Source organism: Caballeronia sp. LjRoot29 (assembly GCF_964252755.1).
GTDB lineage: Bacteria > Pseudomonadota > Gammaproteobacteria > Burkholderiales > Burkholderiaceae > Caballeronia.
In genome coordinates this window covers 1-17,831 of the sequence record NZ_CAXUPU020000048.1, presented here as the reverse complement: position 1 = coordinate 17,831, position 17,831 = coordinate 1, and the positions used below count along the sequence as shown (strand labels likewise).

General features: G+C 58.7%; 16 protein-coding genes. 9 read left to right on the top strand and 7 right to left on the bottom strand.

The features are described 5' to 3' along the window. The first annotated feature begins 12 nt into the window (after positions 1-12). Positions 13-798, top strand: a complete 786-nt coding sequence (locus ACSQ83_RS32700) for a DODA-type extradiol aromatic ring-opening family dioxygenase (protein WP_436230964.1) — start codon at positions 13-15, stop codon at positions 796-798. Between the two features lie 118 nt (positions 799-916). Here ACSQ83_RS32700 and ACSQ83_RS32695 read toward each other — a convergent pair whose 3' ends face one another. After that, on the bottom strand, positions 917-2,509 hold the full coding sequence (locus tag ACSQ83_RS32695) for an APC family permease (protein ID WP_436230963.1): 1,593 nt from the start codon (positions 2,507-2,509) through the stop codon (positions 917-919). A gap of 422 nt (positions 2,510-2,931) precedes the next feature. Here ACSQ83_RS32695 and ACSQ83_RS32690 point away from each other — a divergent pair, with 422 nt between their 5' ends. Continuing rightward, positions 2,932-3,135 carry a cold-shock protein gene (locus ACSQ83_RS32690; RefSeq protein ID WP_158937752.1) on the top strand — a complete coding sequence of 68 codons (204 nt, stop codon included), beginning with the start codon at positions 2,932-2,934 and terminating at the stop codon, positions 3,133-3,135. A gap of 136 nt (positions 3,136-3,271) precedes the next feature. On the opposite strand, the gene ACSQ83_RS32685 is transcribed toward ACSQ83_RS32690, so the two are convergent. Then, a complete protein-coding gene (locus ACSQ83_RS32685) occupies positions 3,272-4,522 on the bottom strand; it encodes an Hsp70 family protein (protein ID WP_436230962.1) in 1,251 nt (416 codons plus the stop codon). Between the two features lie 199 nt (positions 4,523-4,721). Between ACSQ83_RS32685 and ACSQ83_RS32680 the strand changes: the two genes are divergently transcribed. After that, a complete protein-coding gene (locus ACSQ83_RS32680; RefSeq protein WP_414954163.1) occupies positions 4,722-6,209 on the top strand; it encodes an MFS transporter in 1,488 nt (495 codons plus the stop codon). 70 nt (positions 6,210-6,279) lie between these two features. On the opposite strand, the gene ACSQ83_RS32675 is transcribed toward ACSQ83_RS32680, so the two are convergent. Both ACSQ83_RS32675 and ACSQ83_RS32670 read right to left on the bottom strand, forming a co-directional pair. Next, the gene (locus tag ACSQ83_RS32675) at positions 6,280-6,876 is read right to left on the bottom strand and encodes a nitroreductase family protein (protein WP_436230961.1); all 597 of its coding nucleotides are present in this window, start codon (positions 6,874-6,876) and stop codon (positions 6,280-6,282) included. A gap of 141 nt (positions 6,877-7,017) precedes the next feature. After that, complete coding sequence (locus ACSQ83_RS32670; RefSeq protein ID WP_436230960.1) at positions 7,018-8,301, bottom strand: MFS transporter; 1,284 nt, start codon at positions 8,299-8,301, stop codon at positions 7,018-7,020. A 193-nt stretch (positions 8,302-8,494) separates the two neighbouring features. On the opposite strand from ACSQ83_RS32670, the gene ACSQ83_RS32665 reads away from it, so the two are divergent. Together ACSQ83_RS32665 and ACSQ83_RS32660 are read left to right on the top strand one after the other, a co-directional pair. Further along, positions 8,495-9,082, top strand: a complete 588-nt coding sequence (locus tag ACSQ83_RS32665; RefSeq protein WP_436230993.1) for a TetR/AcrR family transcriptional regulator — start codon at positions 8,495-8,497, stop codon at positions 9,080-9,082. After that, positions 9,079-9,633: a DUF1415 domain-containing protein gene (locus tag ACSQ83_RS32660; protein ID WP_414954167.1), complete on the top strand. Its 555-nt coding sequence runs from the start codon at positions 9,079-9,081 to the stop codon at positions 9,631-9,633. The genes ACSQ83_RS32665 and ACSQ83_RS32660 overlap by 4 nt, the downstream gene beginning before the upstream one ends. On the opposite strand, the gene ACSQ83_RS32655 is transcribed toward ACSQ83_RS32660, so the two are convergent. Beyond that, positions 9,623-10,522 (bottom strand): class I SAM-dependent methyltransferase, encoded by a 900-nt coding sequence (locus ACSQ83_RS32655; RefSeq protein ID WP_436230959.1) that lies wholly within the window; start codon positions 10,520-10,522, stop codon positions 9,623-9,625. The genes ACSQ83_RS32660 and ACSQ83_RS32655 overlap by 11 nt on opposite strands. Before the next feature lie 445 nt (positions 10,523-10,967). On the opposite strand from ACSQ83_RS32655, the gene ACSQ83_RS32650 reads away from it, so the two are divergent. Beyond that, positions 10,968-11,288, top strand: a complete 321-nt coding sequence (locus ACSQ83_RS32650) for a hypothetical protein (protein WP_031362147.1) — start codon at positions 10,968-10,970, stop codon at positions 11,286-11,288. A gap of 72 nt (positions 11,289-11,360) precedes the next feature. Here the strand turns inward: ACSQ83_RS32650 and ACSQ83_RS32645 are convergent, their stop codons facing one another. Further along, positions 11,361-12,071: a FadR/GntR family transcriptional regulator gene (locus ACSQ83_RS32645; protein ID WP_436230958.1), complete on the bottom strand. Its 711-nt coding sequence runs from the start codon at positions 12,069-12,071 to the stop codon at positions 11,361-11,363. A 183-nt stretch (positions 12,072-12,254) separates the two neighbouring features. Here ACSQ83_RS32645 and ACSQ83_RS32640 point away from each other — a divergent pair, with 183 nt between their 5' ends. From ACSQ83_RS32640 to ACSQ83_RS32630, 3 genes are read left to right on the top strand one after another with little or no spacing between them, the layout of a single operon-like run. Continuing rightward, positions 12,255-13,277 carry a zinc-binding alcohol dehydrogenase family protein gene (locus tag ACSQ83_RS32640; RefSeq protein ID WP_436230957.1) on the top strand — a complete coding sequence of 341 codons (1,023 nt, stop codon included), beginning with the start codon at positions 12,255-12,257 and terminating at the stop codon, positions 13,275-13,277. A 16-nt stretch (positions 13,278-13,293) separates the two neighbouring features. Continuing rightward, positions 13,294-14,412 carry a mannitol dehydrogenase family protein gene (locus ACSQ83_RS32635; RefSeq protein WP_436230956.1) on the top strand — a complete coding sequence of 373 codons (1,119 nt, stop codon included), beginning with the start codon at positions 13,294-13,296 and terminating at the stop codon, positions 14,410-14,412. 12 nt (positions 14,413-14,424) lie between these two features. Further along, positions 14,425-15,966, top strand: a complete 1,542-nt coding sequence (locus tag ACSQ83_RS32630; RefSeq protein ID WP_436230955.1) for a UxaA family hydrolase — start codon at positions 14,425-14,427, stop codon at positions 15,964-15,966. A 154-nt stretch (positions 15,967-16,120) separates the two neighbouring features. Here the strand turns inward: ACSQ83_RS32630 and ACSQ83_RS32625 are convergent, their stop codons facing one another. Further along, entirely contained in the window at positions 16,121-17,734 is a 1,614-nt protein-coding gene (locus ACSQ83_RS32625; protein WP_436230954.1) for an NAD(P)/FAD-dependent oxidoreductase, read from the bottom strand. Positions 17,735-17,831 lie beyond the last annotated feature (97 nt).

Below are 17,831 nucleotides of genomic sequence, written 5' to 3'. Positions count from 1 at the left end.
GAGGTTGCCACAATGTCCCGTCTCCCGAGCGTTTTCATATCCCACGGTGCTCCGACGCTGCCTATCGACCCGTCGATGCCCTCCGCCCAGTTCGCCTCTTTCGCCACGCGCTTCGAACGTCCGCGTTCGATACTCATGCTCTCCGCGCACTGGGGCACGGCACAGCCGGTCGCGAGCGTCGCTGAGCAACCCGAGACCATCCACGATTTCTACGGCTTTCCGCGCGCTCTGTACGAGATTCACTATCGCGCGCCGGGTGCGCCGGACCTTGGCAAGCAGGCCGCAACGCTGCTGACGCAAGCCGGGATTCCGTCGGCGATCACTGAGCACGGTCTCGACCACGGCGCGTGGGTGCCGCTGCTGTTGATGTTTCCGGATGCGAGGATCCCGGTCGCGCAGTTATCGATACAACCGCACCTGGATCCGGCCCACCACTATCGCGTCGGTCGTGCGCTGCGGGCGCTCAGAGATGACGGCGTGATGATCGTGGGCTCCGGCCAGATCACGCACAATCTGCGGACAGCGGATTTCAGCGCGCGGCCGGAAGACGCCGATCCGCGCGTGACCGAATTCACGGACTGGTTCGAGGATCGGCTGGCAAAAAGGGACATTGAAGCGTTGCTGGATTATCGGAAACAGGCGCCGCACGCCGTGCTGATGCATCCCACCGATGAACATTTGCTGCCGATTTTCGGCGCGCTGGGCGCCGCCGACGATGATTTCGAACTGGGAATTCAGTCGCTTGGAACGTTTCAGAAAACGTTGGCCATGACAAATTACGTTTTCCGCGATGCCTGAATCGTTGCTTAAAACGTCGTCACAAAATGCGGCGATTTGCCGTGAACGGAAATAAAAAACCCGCTTGATTGCTCAAGCGGGTTTTTTAATGAGATAGCGGAAATTGTCGAGCTGGTTATTACGCGCCGACTTCGGCGAGGATATCGTCGTGGCTTTCGCGTTCGTCGAGATATTGCGACCGATACCCGCTTCCTACGCCCCAATAATAAAACGCCAGCGCCATGGCGGCCACCAACGTCATATCCCAACCGTACGGCAATAATCCGCGCCCACCGAATTCCTTGCTGCCGATCAGTGAAATCAAGGCCATCGCTGGCAAATACGCGATCAGCCACCACGCTGCTTTCAAGTCATCGCTCCATTCGTGGAAACCGGTTTTGGACTGATAGTAGAAATACACCGGCAACGCGACCACCATCAACAGGATGATTTCGCCGGTCAGCGGCCATTTTGCCCAGTACAAAACCTCAGACGCGCACACGAAGGCGAACGGCGCGATGATCGACATGCCTTTGATCATCAGCGGCCGATGCAGGTCCGTGGCCGCGCGGCGCAACGCCATCAGGCTCACGGGGCCGGTCAGGTAGGAGATGACGGTCGCAACCGAAATCACCGCCGCGAGCGAGCTCCAGCCACGGAAGAAGAACATGAAGACGAACGCGACGCCGAGGTTGAAGAACATCGCCGGGCGCGGCACGCCATAGAGCGGATGAACGTGGCCGAGGATCTTCGGCAACGTGTTGTTGCGCTCCATCGCGTAGATCATGCGCGACGTGGTCGCCATATAAGTCGTGCCGGTACCGCTTGGGCTGACGAATGCATCGACGTAAAGAAGAAACGCCAACCAGTTGAGGTTAAGCGCCAGCGCGAGTTCGGCGAACGGCGACGCGAAGTTGAAATGACTCCAGCCTTTCATCACGTCGCCGGGACTCACTGCACCGATATACGCGACTTGCAGCAATACATAGATGACAAGCGCGAGCAGGATTGAACCGATTATCGCAAAAGGAATGCTCTTCGACGGATTGCGCGCTTCTCCAGCAAGATTAACGGGACTCTGAAACCCATTAAAGCTGAATACAATACCGCTAGTAGCAACGGCAGTCAGCACGGCGGACCAGCCATAAGGCGCGAAACTGGAACTCGTACCGAAGTTTTCGCTATGAAAACCGGTCAGCATGAGACCCAGAATAGTTGCACCGGGAATAATAAACTTGAATACGGTGATTACCGAATTAGCGCGAGCGAATAATTTAACGCCCCAGTAATTCAATAGGAAATAGACCACCACCAATAACGCAGATAAAATTAGCCCCACCGGCGTTAATGATCCATCGACAAAAAGCGCATGAGCCCAAGAATATGGCCAGGTACTCATGTATTGAATCGATGCTTCCGCCTCAATCGGAATGACCGAGACAATCGCAATCCAGTTTGCCCATGCGCTGACGAATCCAACCAGCGCGCCATGCGAATAGCGCGCATACCGGACCATTCCGCCTGACTCCGGGAACATCGCGCCGAGTTCGGCATAGGTGAGCGCGATGGCGAGGATAACGACCGCCCCAATTACCCACGCGACGATTGCCGCGGGGCCTGCAATCTTGGCCGCTTTCCAGGCGCCAAACAACCAGCCTGAGCCGATGATGGACCCCAGGCCGGTCAGCAACAACGCTACCGGCCCAATGTTCCGTTGAATAGAACTTTTCACACCGTCTCCTTCAGTCATAAAACTTTCAAATACCTTATGCGGATTAATGCACAACCGTCAGCTAAATTCATGCCCTGCCCCAACTTGGCGCGTAGTTTAACGGGTGCGCCCGCATCATGCTCTAACTGTTACGACTGAGTTTAGTGAGTTCAGCGTACGCTGAAAATTTTTACCGAAAGTTTCGTAATGTGACATTCAAACGTCGCGAAAATCGACTCAAGAAACCCCTGTTTACAGTCGGATATTATTTGACCTTGAGTTTGATTCGCCGTATAAACCGTCTTGCAGGATTTCAAGTGGCGAGTGAATTGGTCTTTCGTAGTTCGCCCATTACGGTACTCCGGCTGGTCCCATTGCCCCTTCCTTGATTTTCATGCACATTCGGGCTTCGGCCTTATTCAATATTTTTAGGAACAAGTAACATGGAAACCGGTACCGTCAAGTGGTTCAATGACGCAAAGGGCTTTGGATTCATCACGCCGGACGGCGGCGGCGAAGACTTGTTTGCACATTTCTCCGAAATTCGCGTGGAAGGCTTCAAGACGCTTCAGGAAAATCAAAAGGTTAGCTTTGAAGTGAAGACCGGCCCGAAAGGCAAGCAAGCTGCAAACATCAAGCCCGCCTGAATTTTATCGGCCGCTGGAATAGCAGACAGAAAAAACCCCGCACTCGCGGGGTTTTTCTTTTGCATCACGGATTTATAAGCAGTTAATGAGAAACTACTTTAAAAGATTGGCTGGACGGTAATAGCAGCAGGACCGATCAACCGAATAGGCGGCGAGCATAAATACCAAGGCCGGTCGCCACACTGGCCAGCCGGTCACCGAATACTGCTTGCGCCTCTGGAAACGCATTGGAAAGCGATTGCGACAGGAAGCCGAGTCCTGTTGATCCGCCGGTGAAGTAGACCGCGCCGACATCCTCAGGCGCCACGCCCGCCCGATGCACCGTTTCCCGGGCCGCCGCCACGATTCGCCGCGTCTCTTCCAGCCCTGCATCGATAAGTTGCTGCTCGTTAAAGCCAATCCGCAGCGCCTCTTCTACCTCTTCCATGCCGATGGTGGTCTCGCCGCCCGCCGCCACTTCGATCTTCGCGGTCTCCGCGTGCGATGCCAGCGCGTGCCCCAGACGGCGCTCGACCACGCGCATCAACCGATCGTGGTGTTTCTGGTCGGTATAGAGATGCCGCATCAACTGCAGTTCGCTGACGCGTTTCGGCCCGTAGACCGTGTTGATCAAATGCCAGGTGGCCAGGTCGAAATAAACGCGGTTCGGCACTTCACGGCCTTCCGGCGCCATCGACTGGTAGCCGAGCTCGCGCAGGATTGTCGCGAGTTCCACGCGCCGGTCGAAGTCCGTTCCGGCCACGTGGACGCCGTAATGCGCGAGCACGTCGTCTTTTCGGGACAGCAGCTTGGCGCGCTCCGGCCCGACCCGCACCAGCGAGAAGTCCGACGTGCCGCCGCCGATATCCGCGACCAGCACCAGGCCTTCCTTCGTCAGGCGCGCTTCGTAGTCGAAAGCGGCTGCAATCGGTTCGTACTGGAAATGGATATCCGTCAGGCCAACGGCTTGCGCCGCGGCCTGGAGCTGGTTTTGGGCAAGTTGATCGGCGCGGGGATCGTCATCGACGAAAAATACCGGGCGGCCTAAAACGGCGCGCGTGATCGGCGTGCTGGAAACGGCCTGCGCCTTCTGCTTCAGATGCTGCAGGAACAGCGTGATGACGTCGACGTAGCGGATCGCGGACCCGTCGCCCAGGTCCGTGCTCGTCTCAGCCAGCGGCGAGCCGAGAATGCTCTTCATGGAGCGCATCAGGCGGCCGTCGAAGCCGTCGATGTAAGACTCGAGCGCGGCCCGCCCGTAGGCTTGCTCGTCCTCGTCCGTGTTGAAAAAGACAGCGGTCGGCAGCGTGGTGGCGCTGCCTTCGACCGGCGCGAGCCGGATCGATGCCCCGTCGGGCAATGCGACCGCTGAATTCGACGTGCCGAAATCGATCGCGCAATAGGTCATGAGGTGAGCGACGGCAGCGTGAACTCCGTCGACGTCGCAAACAAAAAGTGGAGCGCGTTTTTAGCACGTAACGCGCAGTACATCAACCGTCAATCAAAAACATCGGCGGGGGAACGGATTTTGCTCGAAAACCCGGTAATTAATGCTCTTTGCCGGAGGCGCTTGCAGCCGGTCAATCCCCTCGTTACCGGCCAAACGCATGAACGACACCACGACGATCCGCGCAGATAAAGGAGAGAAGGGAGAAACCGGAGCGCCGGCAGAGATCATCGAAACCGATCTGCCCGGAAGGCTCGACCGGCTGCCATGGGGCCGGTTTCACACGCTGATCGTGTTGGCGCTCGGGATTACGTGGCTGCTCGACGGACTTGAGGTGACGCTCGCCGGCGCGGTGGCCAGCGCGTTGAAAACCAGTCACGTGCTGAAATTTTCGAACGCCGATGTCGGGTTCGCTGGCAGCGCCTACATTGCGGGCGCGGTGGTTGGCGCGCTGGGTTTTGGTTGGCTTACGGACAGGCTGGGACGTCGCAAACTGTTTTTTATCACGCTGTTCTTGTATGTGGCGGCCACCGCGGCCACCGCCATTTCATGGGATCTCGCGAGTTTTGTGCTGTTTCGCTTTCTGACCGGTGCGGGGATCGGAGGCGAATACACCGCGATCAATTCCACGATCCAGGAATTCACGCCCGCTCGCGTACGCGGCTGGACTGACCTCGCGATCAACGGCACGTTCTGGGTGGGTGCGGGACTGGGTGCGGCAGGTTCGATCGTGCTGCTCGATCCGGGCTTATTGCCGCCCGATTACGGCTGGCGGGCGTGCTTTCTCATCGGCGCAATTCTGGGGTTGCTGATCCTTTTCATGCGCATGTGGGTGCCTGAAAGCCCGCGCTGGCTGATCACGCATAACCGTGTGGACGAGGCGAAAGACATTGTAGAGGGCATCGAGGCGAAGTTTCGGGAACATGGTGTGACCTTGCCCACCGATCCCATCAAGCCGCTGCGCCTGCACGCTCGCGATCACACGAAACTCAGTGAAGTGTTCCATTCGCTGTTTCATTCGCATCGGCGCCGCTCGCTGGTCGGACTGACGCTGATGACCGCGCAGGCGTTTTTCTATAACGCGATATTTTTCACCTATGCGCTGGTGCTGACGGATTTCTACGGTGTGCCGGGGGATCATATCGGCTGGTATGTGCTGCCCTTTGCCGCCGGTAATTTCCTCGGGCCGATCGCGCTCGGCAAGCTCTTCGATGTCCTCGGCCGGCGCAAGATGATCGCCTTCACCTACGGCATGTCGGGCGTTCTGCTGACCATCAGCGGATATATGTTCGAGCAGGGTTGGCTGACAAGCACAACGCAGACTATTTCCTGGATGGTGATCTTCTTCTTTGCATCGTCGGCGGCGAGTTCGGCGTATCTCACGGTCAGCGAAACCTTTCCTCTCGAGATCCGCGCGCTGGCCATCGCCATTTTCTATGCCTTCGGGACGGCGCTGGGCGGCATTGTAGGGCCCGCGTTGTTCGGGCGCCTCATCGACACACATGAGCGCGGCGCCGTGTTCACGGGCTATCTGATCGGTTCTGCGCTGATGGTGCTGGCGGCGGTGGTCGCCGGAGTGTGGGGGGTATCGGCGGAACGCAAGTCGCTGGAGGATGTGGCGCGGCCGTTGTCATCTGCGGAGGAATGAGCGTTTCGCGCGGCATCTATCTGACTATTTGCCTATCTGACAACCGCGCTTATCCAGCATTCGAAGCCGCTTATTTAAACGCTTTGCCCCAGGCGCCATCGAATGCGATTTCACCAATCGCCACGCGTGCGCGCGGCGCGTTTTCGCGCTCTAACAAGACTCCTTCGAGCAATGCAGGATCGCCGTGATGTCCCAATGAGATCATCGCGATCACTTCAACATCGTCTGGCGGCGAGAACGCTTCGCGGAACGCGTTGACGTCGAATCCGGCCATTTGATGCGCGACCAGCCCAAGGGCATGTGCCTGGAGCACGAGCGACATAGCCGCCGCGCCCGCATCGTACGCAGCGGTGCGGTTCACATCGCCTTTAGGCGTCAACGTCTGCGCAAGCACGCAGATCAGCACCGGCACATTCGCGTTCCACGCCTGGTTGAACGGCACCAGTGTGGCGAAGGCCTTCTGGAAAGCGGCTTCGTCGTGGTTACGATCGAAGGTCAGGAAACGCCACGGCTGGAGGTTGGACGACGACGGCGCCCAGCGCGCGGCTTCCAGCACGCTATGCAATTGCTCGCGGCTCACCGCCTTGTTCGATATCGCCCGCGGGCTCCAGCGGCCGGCCAGCAGCGCATCGATTGCGACTTCAGTAGGGGCGATCTTTTCGGTCATGTGGCAGTCCAAGGTTGGTTGATCCGGACAGCGCGCTGACACGCGCGCTGCGAGACCATAAGAATAACCAAGCTGGCAAACCCGCGCTGCGCCATCCGATTCGCTACGCCACCGGCACGCCGGCGAGCAGTTGCTCCACGCTCAGGTCGCCACTGCCTGCATCGGGCGAGGCGCTTTGTTAATCCGCAAAACCATCACGGCCGCGACAATACACAAGCTGCCGGAGATCATCGTCGCGACGGTGTAGGTGCCGAGGCTTGCGCGCAGCAGGCCGCCCCCAAGCGCCGCAAACGCGGCGCCAAGCTGGTGCGCCGCCACGACCCAGCCAAATACGATAGGCGCCGCCTCCTTGCCATAGACGTCTGTAGCAAGCCGGACAGTCGGCGGCACGGTTGCGACCCAATCCAGCCCGTAGAACACGGCGAAGATCGGCAAACCATAGAAGTCGATGCCAAACGCGTGCGGCAGGAACATCAGCGACAACCCACGCAAGCCGTAATACCAGAACAGCAATACGCGAGCGTTGAAGCGATCGGACAGCCAGCCGGACAGCGTGGTGCCGACGAGATCGAAAATGCCCATGGCGGCGAGAAGGCCTGCGCCCTGCACTTCGGTCATGCCGTGATCGGCGCACATCGCGATCAAATGCGTGCCGATATACCCATTCGTGCTCGCGCCGCAAATAAAAAAGCTGCCCGCCAGCAACCAGAAATCGCGCGTCTTGCTCGCCATGCCCAGCGTGCCGAAAGCGAGCGTGATCGGATTCTTCTGCGCGATGGGAATGGGCGGCGGCGCATCAGGCGCTTCGCCGAACGGGCGCAGCACGAGATCGGCCGGACGCTCGGGCAGCAGCCACGCAACCAGGGGCAAGGTCACCGCAGCGGCCACAGCGACGACCAGCACCATGGGCTGCCAGCCGAAGCGCTCGGTGACGGCCGCGAGCATGGGCAGGAACACGAGCTGCCCGGTGGCCGAGCTGGCGGTGAGAATCCCCATTGCGAGCCCGCGATGCGACGTGAACCAGCGATTCACCACTGTCGCCGCCAGCGTGATAGCGGCGACGCCGGTAGCGCCACCCACCAGCACGCCCCACACCAAAATCATTTGCCACGGGGCGGTCATCAGCGTCGACAACCCCACGCCCGTCGCCAACACGCCCAGCGCGACAAGCAGCGTGGGGCGCACGCCGAAACGCTGCATCGCGGCGGCGGCGAACGGCCCGGTCAGGCCATACAACGCCAGGTTGATGGAAATCGCGAGCGAAATGGTCGCGCGGCTCCAGCCGAATTGCTGCTCGAGCGGCAACATCATGACGCTCGGCGTTGCACGCGTGCCGGCGGCCGCGAGCAATACTAAAAACACAACGCCCACCGATATCCACGCGTAATGCATGCGGCCTGAAAGCCGCCTCGCTGCCCAATTCATCCTTCGCTCCGGTTTCTTCTAATTGTCTTGCAACGAACGTGTCGACGAACGTTACCGCTCAGTCACATTTAGGTTGCGAGCTTAGTGACTGCTCGGTAACATGTCAAGAATCCCTGCAGAAGTAAAGGACATAACCGTGGTACGCGTATCGAATGAAGGTGCTATCGCCGATAAAAAAATCGTCCGCCGGCACATGGACGGCGCCACCGCGCAGGAGCAATTGCTCGACGCGGCGGAACAGCTGTTTTATCGCGATGGCATTCGGGCGATCAGCGTGGACGCGGTCGTCGAACGCGCCGGCGTGAACAAGATGAGCGTGTACCGCCAGTTTTCGTCGAAAGACGATCTCGTGGTCGCGTATCTCACGCGCATGGACGCACGCTTTCGGGAGCGGGTCGAGCGCAGTATCGAGAAACATCCGGGGCAACCGGGCAAGGCGCTCGTACAAAGCATTACTGACCTTGTAGAACGGGCATCGGATCCGGATTATCGCGGCTGCCCATTCGTGAACGTAGCCTGCGAATTCGCGGATCGCGAGCATCCGGCTCGGGTATCTGTTGCGAACAACAAGCAGTATCTGATGAGCCGCCTGCTGGAGTTGTCGACCGCGGCGGGCGCGGCCGATCCCCAACTTCTCGCCGATTCCCTCGCGTTGCTGGTCGAGGGCATTTACGCCGCGAGCCAGACTTTCGGCCCCGGTTGCGGACCCATGCGTGCAGCGCCATCCACTGCCGCGCTGCTCGTGAAAGCGGTGTGCGATGAAGACAGGATTGAACGGTGAACGAAGAGATTATCGATACAACGCGACACTGGCTTACGCGTGCGGTCATTGGCCTGAACCTGTGCCCGTTTGCGAAAGCCGTGTATGTGAAGGACCAGGTCCGCTACGCCGTCAGCGAGGCGCGCACGTTCGAAGATGTCCTCGCCGATATCGAAACCGAGCTGAAGTCTCTGGCTGAAACGGATCCAAACCAGACCGACACCACGTTGTTGATCGTCCCGCACGCCCTCGCTGATTTCGCCGAGTACAACGACGCGCTTCATTTCGCCGATACCCTGCTGAAACAGTTGAAGCTGGAAGGTGAACTACAGATCGCGAGCTTTCATCCGGACTATCAATTCGATGACGCCGACCCTGGCGACATCGAAAATTTCACTAATCGCGCGCCCTATCCGATCTTCCATTTGTTGCGTGAGGCAAGCATTGAACGCGCGGTAGAGGCGTTCCCCGACGCCGCCGATATCTACGAGCGCAACATGGCTACGCTACGCCGCCTCGGCCACGCCGGCTGGCTCGCGCACATGAAACGCGACGCCCGGTTCAAGTCGTAAAGAACCGCTCGCGCATCTCTTCCAGACCGAGCGTCTCCAGCACATCGGATAAACGCTGCGCGGGCTTTGCGCGCGGCAGATCCTTGAATTGCGCGATGATCAACTCGTTTTTCATCGAATGCTCCCAGCCGACGAGTTCCGTCACGCTCACCTGATACCCGTGCGATTCCAGTTGCAGGCAGCGCAACACATTCGTGATCTGGCTGCCGAATTCGCGCGTATGCAGCGGATGCCGCCACATCTCCGTCAGCACGTTTTTCGAGAGCGAATGCCCTTTGTTCTTGCGTAGAACCGACGCCACTTCAGCCTGACAACACGGCACCACCACAATCGTTTTCGCTTTCTTCTGCAAAGCGAAATGAATCGCGTCATCGGTTGCCGTATTGCATGCATGCAATGCCGTGACGATGTCCACCGTTTCCGGCAAACGATCTGACGTAATCGATTCGGCCACCGATAGATTCACGAACGACATGCCTTCGAACCCCAGTCGTTTGGCCAATTCCTCCGACTTTTGAACCAGCTCCGAGCGTGTCTCAATACCAAAGATATGTGACCGATCGCGCAGAGTCTTGAAGTAGAGATCGTAGAGAATGAAGCCAAGGTAAGACTTGCCCGCTCCATGATCGACCAGCGACACCGAACCTTCTTTTGCATGAATTTCCGCAAGCAAAGGTTCGATGAACTGGAACAGGTGATAGACCTGTTTCAACTTTCGACGGCTGTCTTGATTCATCTTGCCGTCGCGCGTCAAGATGTGCAGTTCCTTCAAAAGTTCGAGGGACTGACCGGGACGGATGTCGTGGTTGGCCGAGTTTGCTTTCGGCTTTAGATCGGACGAATCCGTTGATGCAATGGGCGCGTTCGGCGCTCGGGACTTCTTGGCCATCGTCTGGATACCGTAGTGATTCTGTAGGCGGGGTCGCGCGGGATTTCGACGCCGAAGTGTGCGCTAACCGCTGGTTGTATCGATGTAAATCGGCAAGTTTACCCAAAAGCGCATAGACGCTCCCGCATGACGCAGCATCGGTAACTGTCGGAGGTTTCAGGTTTCGCAAGATAGCACTGAGAAAGCTCGGGTTTCAGATGGAACATTTCGTGCATTTAGAACGGGATAACCAACGGGATGGACGCACATTACGGCGGCGCGAGCCGCGACTTTTATAGTTGGACGCCCTGGTAGCAAGGCAGGCGCGACGAACGATGACCTCGGCAGGCCGATGGTCATAGCCGGTGAAACCCACCGGCCAACGTCGACGCGCGGTCTGTTACGTAACACCTAACGCACACGCCGCGTTCCCAAGGGGAACACGCGAACAAAATTGAGGACGGCGATGGACCCAATCCGAGACAGTAAAGCCGAACAGCAGTTTCAGGAAATGCTTGCAAAGCTCACGTCAATGCCCGAGTGGAGCGAAAAACAGCAACTTGAACTCGAAATGGCCCGAGAGATTTCTGGCGAAATGTTGCGCCTCGCAGAAGTCATGCGCGACGGCACAACCGACATGGAAACGTGCCTGACCATGCTCAAGTACGCGAAAGTGATGGATTTCGTGCTGACGACGCTCGCCTCGCGGCGCGAGATTGCGCCGCAAACCCTGCGCGTAATCTTCAAGCTCGCCGGGCTGAAAGTGGACGAGGCATATCCTGGTTGATGCTGGTTTAGCGCTGCTTGTACGTTGTTCGGAGACCAGTCCGGGTTGATTGCGGACTGGCCTGAAGAAGCTTTATGAATGCTTGCGGCGCGTCATCAACCGGCCGTACGACGCCTTCAAATGACGCTGCATGGAAGCCTGCGCCTGAATCGCATCGCGCGATTCGAGCGCGTCCAGTATGTCCTTGTGCTCGCTTAACGCGGCCGCCCACGTTTCCTCCCCTTCAAAATGCACACGCAGCTTCGATGAAAGCGGGCTATGCCGTTCGTCGAAAAGTCCAGCTACCGTGCGCACCAGCACATCGTTTCCCGACATTTGCGCCACCGCCAGATGAAACGCGCGATCCGCCGCCAGCGGAATTTGCCCCTTCGCCACTTCCAGCGCCATGCGTTCGTAGATCTCGCGCAGCGCCTTGAGCGCCTTCGGCTTGCCAAATGCCGCAACATTCGCCGCGATCGCCCCCTCGATCACCATTCGTGCCGTCATGATTTCTAGCAGGCTTTCGCCGAATTCCGTTCCCGGCGGCAGACTCGAGCGCGCGCCGGGCGCGGACGGCGCACAGATATAAACGCCGGATCCCATCCGGATTTCGACGCGCCCTTCCAGCTCCAACGCCACCAGCGCCTCCCTCACCGACGGCCGCGACACCCCCAGCATCAGTGCCAACTCACGCTCGGACGGCAAGCGGGCGTTTGGCGCAAAGCCTTGTTCTTCGATCAGCGCGCGCAGTTTATCGGCGATCTGAAGATAGAGACGACGCGTCTCGGCAGGTTTGACAGCCACGAAGGCTCCTTAAGTTGAACAAATGGGCCGCATCGGCGGAAAGGCTGAATTCTAAACAACGATGCCGCCGGATGCCGCCCGATGGTCAGGCCAAACCCCTAGCCGAGGCTAATTGGCTTGACCAGTTGCGTTTTAGGAAACTAACATGCGTTCTGGTAAGGCCAAAAAATCACTTCTATCCCCATGAAAACTGTCATCTGCGAACAACCCGGCTCGCTCGTTCTAATCGATCGCCCGTCACCCGAACCCGGCACTGACGACGTGTTGATCCGCATCAAGCGCGTCGGCGTGTGCGGCACAGACCTGCATATCTACACCGGAAATCAACCGTATCTATCGTATCCCCGGGTGATGGGGCACGAACTGTCGGGGATCGTGGAGTCGGCGCCGGCCGGAGCACGCGTCGCAAAGGGCGATCAGGTTTACGTGATGCCTTATCTTGCGTGTGGGAAATGTATCGCGTGCCGCGCCAAGAAGCCGAATTGCTGCATGAATATTCGCGTTTTGGGCGTCCATACCGACGGCGGACTGGTCGAGCAACTCGCCGTACCGCAGGCATTTGTGTTCAAAGCCGACGGCGTGACGCTCGATCAGGCCGCGATGATCGAATTCCTGGCAATCGGCGCGCACGCAGTCGCACGAGCCGATGTGCAGCCGAAGCAGCGGGCGTTGGTGGTTGGCGCCGGGCCAATAGGAATGGCCGCGGTGATCTTCGCCAAACTGCGGGGTGCCGAAGTGACGGTGCTGGACGGCCGCGAGGACCGCTTGCGGTTTTGCGTGACGCAGCTGAACGCCGACCATATCGTTCCTCTGGACACGACCGGCGCCGCGGCGGATGCTAAACAGCTGGCGGGACTCACGGACAATGAGTTTTTCGACATCGTCTTCGATGCCACCGGAAACGTAAAAGCCATGGAACGCGGCTTGGAGTTCGTCGCGCATGGCGGAAAATACGTGCTGATATCGATTGTTAGCGATCGAATCTCTTTTGCAGATCCCGAGTTTCACAAGCGCGAAACCACGCTGCTCGCGAGCCGGAACGCCACGCCGGACGACTTTGAAACCGTGCTCACCGCCATGCGCGCAGGTCTGATTCCCACGGCGGCGCTGAACACGCACACACTCCAATTAAGCGATTTACCCTGCGAATTTGCCAAACTGCTCGATCCGTCGGCGGGCGTGATTAAAGCATTGGTCGAGTGCTGACCCGCCGATATCAACGATGAGCAATCCGATTCTCCAGTTCGGCACGAGCCGCTTTTTACAGGCGCACGTCGATTTGTTCGTTGCTGAAGCGGCCAGGCGCAAGCCGTCGAAGGCGCTCGGACGGATTACCGTCGTGCAAAGCACCTCGAATGCGGAAAGCCGCGCGCGGATCGACGCGTTGCGCGCCTCGAGCGTGTATCCGGTGCGGATTCGCGGCCGGCAAGGCGATGCGACCATCGACGTCACCGTTCAATGCGACGCAATCACCGAAGCGCTCAACGCAACCGACCACTGGCCAACGCTACGCGAACGCGTGCGTCACGACGTCAAGGTGATCGTGTCGAATACCGGCGACACGGGGTACACCTCGTTCGCCGAGGACAGCGCGCGAAGCCCCAAGGGAAATTCCGTTCCGCGCGGATTTCCCGCCAAGCTCGCGGCCCTGCTGCATGACCGGTTTATCGCCGGCGCCGAACCGGTGACTTTGCTGCCTTGCGAGCTGGTATCGCGCAACGGCGACACCTTGCGCGATCTGGTTATTGGCATTGCAAAGCAGTGGCGAGCAGACAACGTGTTTACCCACTATTTGCAACACGATTGCATATGGGTCAACTCGCTAGTGGACCGAATTGTCTCCGAACCGATTCACCCCGTTGGCGCCATCGCCGAGCCCTATGCGCTATGGGCGATTGAACGCCAACCCGGCATGGCCCTGCCGTGCGAGCACGAAGACATTGTCCTCACCGACGATCTCGCTCACTACGAACGCCTCAAACTCCTGTTGCTCAACCTCGGCCATACGATGCTTGCGGAACTTTGGCTCGCAGATCAGGCCGCAGCCGATACCAACGTCCACGATGCCATGCGCAACGAAGCCTGGCGGTCGGTATTGGAATCGACGTGGCGCGACGAAGTGCTTCCCGTCTTCGATGCGTTAGGCAAGCACGACGCCGCACGCGCCTATCTCGTCGATGTGCGGGACCGCTTCGAGAATCCGTTTCTGGATCACCGGCTGTCCGATATCGCGCGTAACCACGCAGAGAAAAAGCAACGCCGCTTCAAACCGGCTGTCGATCTTGCGCATCAACTCGGCTTGAATATTGAACAGCGCCGGCTTCGCGCTGCGCTGTCCTGAGGAATACTGGCTATGTCCACTGATCACACTGTTATCCGCCTTCATCCCAACGACGATGTCGTGATCGCCACGCGCCAGCTCATGTCGGGCGCGCGCATTACGACCGAAGTAGAACCGCTCGTGGTGAGCGGGCTGATTCCGCCGGGCCACAAGATCGCTACTCGCGACATCATCAAAGGTGAACCCGTGCGGCGCTACAACCAGATTATCGGCGTCGCGCTGAATGACATCGCGCGTGGCCAGCATGTGCATGTCCACAACCTTGGCATGGCGGATTTCGAGCGCGAACATGAATTCGGCGTCGATATGCGCGAAACCCATTTCGTCGATAAACCCGCCACATTCATGGGTATTCGTCGCGATGACGGCCGCGTGGCCACGCGCAATTACATCGGTATCCTGACGAGTGTCAATTGTTCGGCAACCGTCGCGCGTGCGATCGCTGATCACTTTCGCCGCGATGTCCGTCCCGAAGCGCTCGCCGATTATCCGAACGTGGATGGCGTGATCGCGTTGACGCATGGGCTGGGCTGCGGGATCGATTCTCTCGGCGACGGCATCGCGATCTTGCGACGCACGCTCGCGGGTTACGCCGTGCATCCGAACTTCCATTCGGTGCTGTTCATCGGCCTCGGCTGCGAGACGAATCAGATCTCGGGCATCCTCGGTTCGGCCGGCTTAAAAGATAACGGCGCGAAACTGCGCAGCTTCACGATCCAGGATAGCGGCGGCACGCGCAAGACCATCGAACGCGGCATCGCGATGGTGAAAGAACTGCTCGCCGATGCCAATCGCGTCCAACGCGAACCCGTGCCGGCGTCGCATTTGGTGGTCGGATTGCAGTGCGGCGGTTCGGACGGTTATTCGGGGATTTCGGCGAATCCGGCGCTGGGCGCGGCCGTCGACCGGCTGGTTCAGCATGGCGGCACGGCGATTCTCTCCGAGACGCCCGAGGTCTACGGCGCAGAACATCTGCTTACGCGACGCGCGGTGAGCCGGGAAGTCGGCGAGAAACTGCTGACGCGCATCAAGTGGTGGGAGGAGTATTGCGCGCGAAATGGTGCGGCGATGGACAACAATCCATCGGCGGGAAACAAGGTCGGTGGCTTGACCACGATTCTCGAAAAATCACTTGGCGCGGTAGCAAAAGGTGGCACGACGAAGCTCGTGGAGGTCTACGAGTACGCTCAACCCATCGATGCAAAGGGTTTTGTTTTCATGGATTCGCCCGGGTACGACCCCGTCTCGGCAACGGGCCAGGTTGCGTCGGGCGCAAATTTGATCTGCTTTACGACGGGACGCGGCTCGGCTTACGGCTGTGCGCCCTCGCCTTCGCTGAAGCTCGCCACGAACACAGCGTTGTGGGAGCGGCAGGAAGAGGACATCGATATCAACTGTGGCGGCGTAGTCGATGGAACGGCATCCATCGATCAACTTGGCGAAGCCATTTTTCAGATGATGCTGGATTGCGCGTCGGGAGTGGCATCGAAGAGCGAAGCGCACGGTTACGGGCAGAACGAGTTCGTGCCGTGGCAGGTGGGTGTGATTACTTGATGGCGCGTTAATTGCGCGAAGTGCTGCGTTGCCGTTGCTCATGTGCAACGGCCGCTTAAGCGTCTCAGCCAACGACGTCTAAGCTGAACGATCGCTGACGAATAAATACCACCGCTTAAGGCAGCTTACCGATCCGACCAACGCGGCACGACGCCTAACCCGCCATGATTTTCAACGCCAACGCCTCGGCCACTTCTATCCCATCGATCGCGGCCGAATAAATACCACCGGCATATCCTGCGCCTTCGCCCGCTGGGTAAAGCCCGTCAACATTCACGCTTTGATAATCGTCTTTTCGACGAACTCGTATTGGCGACGACGTGCGCGTCTCGACGCCCGTCAGCACCGCGTCGTGCATGGCGAATCCGGGAATCTTCTTGTCGATTTGCGGCAATGCTTCGCGAATCGCCTCGACCACATACTCAGGTAACGCGCTGGTCAAATCGGTCATACGAACGCCAGGTTTGTACGACGGCTCGACCGTCCCAAGCGCGGTAGATGGCCGCCTTGCAATAAAATCACCGACCAACTGCGCCGGTGCGGAGTAATCACCACCGCCAAGCTCGAAAGCCCGCTCTTCCCAGCGCCGTTGAAACGCGATTCCCGCGAGCGGCCCGCCCGGGAAATCGTCCGGCGTAATGCCCACGACAATACCCGCGTTCGCATTACGCTCGTTGCGCGAATATTGGCTCATCCCATTCGTGACGAGGCGTCCCGGTTCTGACGCCGCCGCCACTACTGTTCCACCCGGACACATGCAAAAACTATAGACTGCGCGCCCGTTGCTGCAGTGATGAACCACTTTATAGTCCGCTGCACCGAGCAGTTTATGTCCCGCGAATTTGCCGAATCGGCTCCGATCAATCAGCCCTTGCGGATGCTCGATACGGAATCCGAGTGAAAACGGTTTCGCTTCCATGTAGACACCACGATCGTGCAACATCTCGAACGTGTCCCGCGCGCTATGTCCCACCGATAACACGACATGATCGCAGCGCAGCGTTTCTCCATTCGAAAGCGTGAGACTTCGCACCTTACCGCCGTCGATCTCGATGTCTTCAACCCGCGATTCGAAGCGGACTTCACCACCGAGTTGATGAATCGTCGCACGCATTTTCTCGACCATTCCGACCAGTCGAAACGTACCGATATGCGGTCGGCTCAGATAAAGAATGTCTTCCGGCGCGCCGGCAAGCACGAACTCTTCGAGCACCTTGCGCCCGTAGTGTTTCGGGTCCTTGATCTGGCTGTATAACTTGCCGTCCGAAAACGTCCCGGCACCGCCTTCACCGAACTGTACATTCGACTCCGGGTTCAGCACGTTCTTGCGCCACAAACCCCAGGTGTCTTTGGTTCGTTCGCGAACGGCCTTGCCGCGCTCCAGGATGATGGGGCGAAAGCCCATTTGCGCGAGAATCAATCCAGCGAACAATCCGCATGGGCCCATGCCAATCACAACCGGTCTCGGCGATCTCATCGACACAGGTGCCTTCGCGACGAACTTGTACGCCATGTCCGGCGTCACGGTGCAATGCGGTTGATCGTTTAGGTATGGAAGTGCGCTAGCTTCGTCCTTCACATCGACATCAACGATGTACGTGAGTTTGATGTCGGAGCGCTTGCGTGCATCGTGCGCACGACGGAATACCGTATAGCGGATCAGGCTATCAGCGGGGATGTGAATAAGCGCGAGACGTGAGCGAATTGCCGACTCGAGTTCGCTTTCCGAATGCTCAAGCGGCAGCTTGATTTCGCTTAGACGTAGCATGGCGACCTGTTTTGCAAAAGCCGTGAGGACATCCGGCTAAAGCGCTATTTTAGCGTGTTGAAGAAGGGGTACACGTGTGACGGAGGTTGGTTCAAGC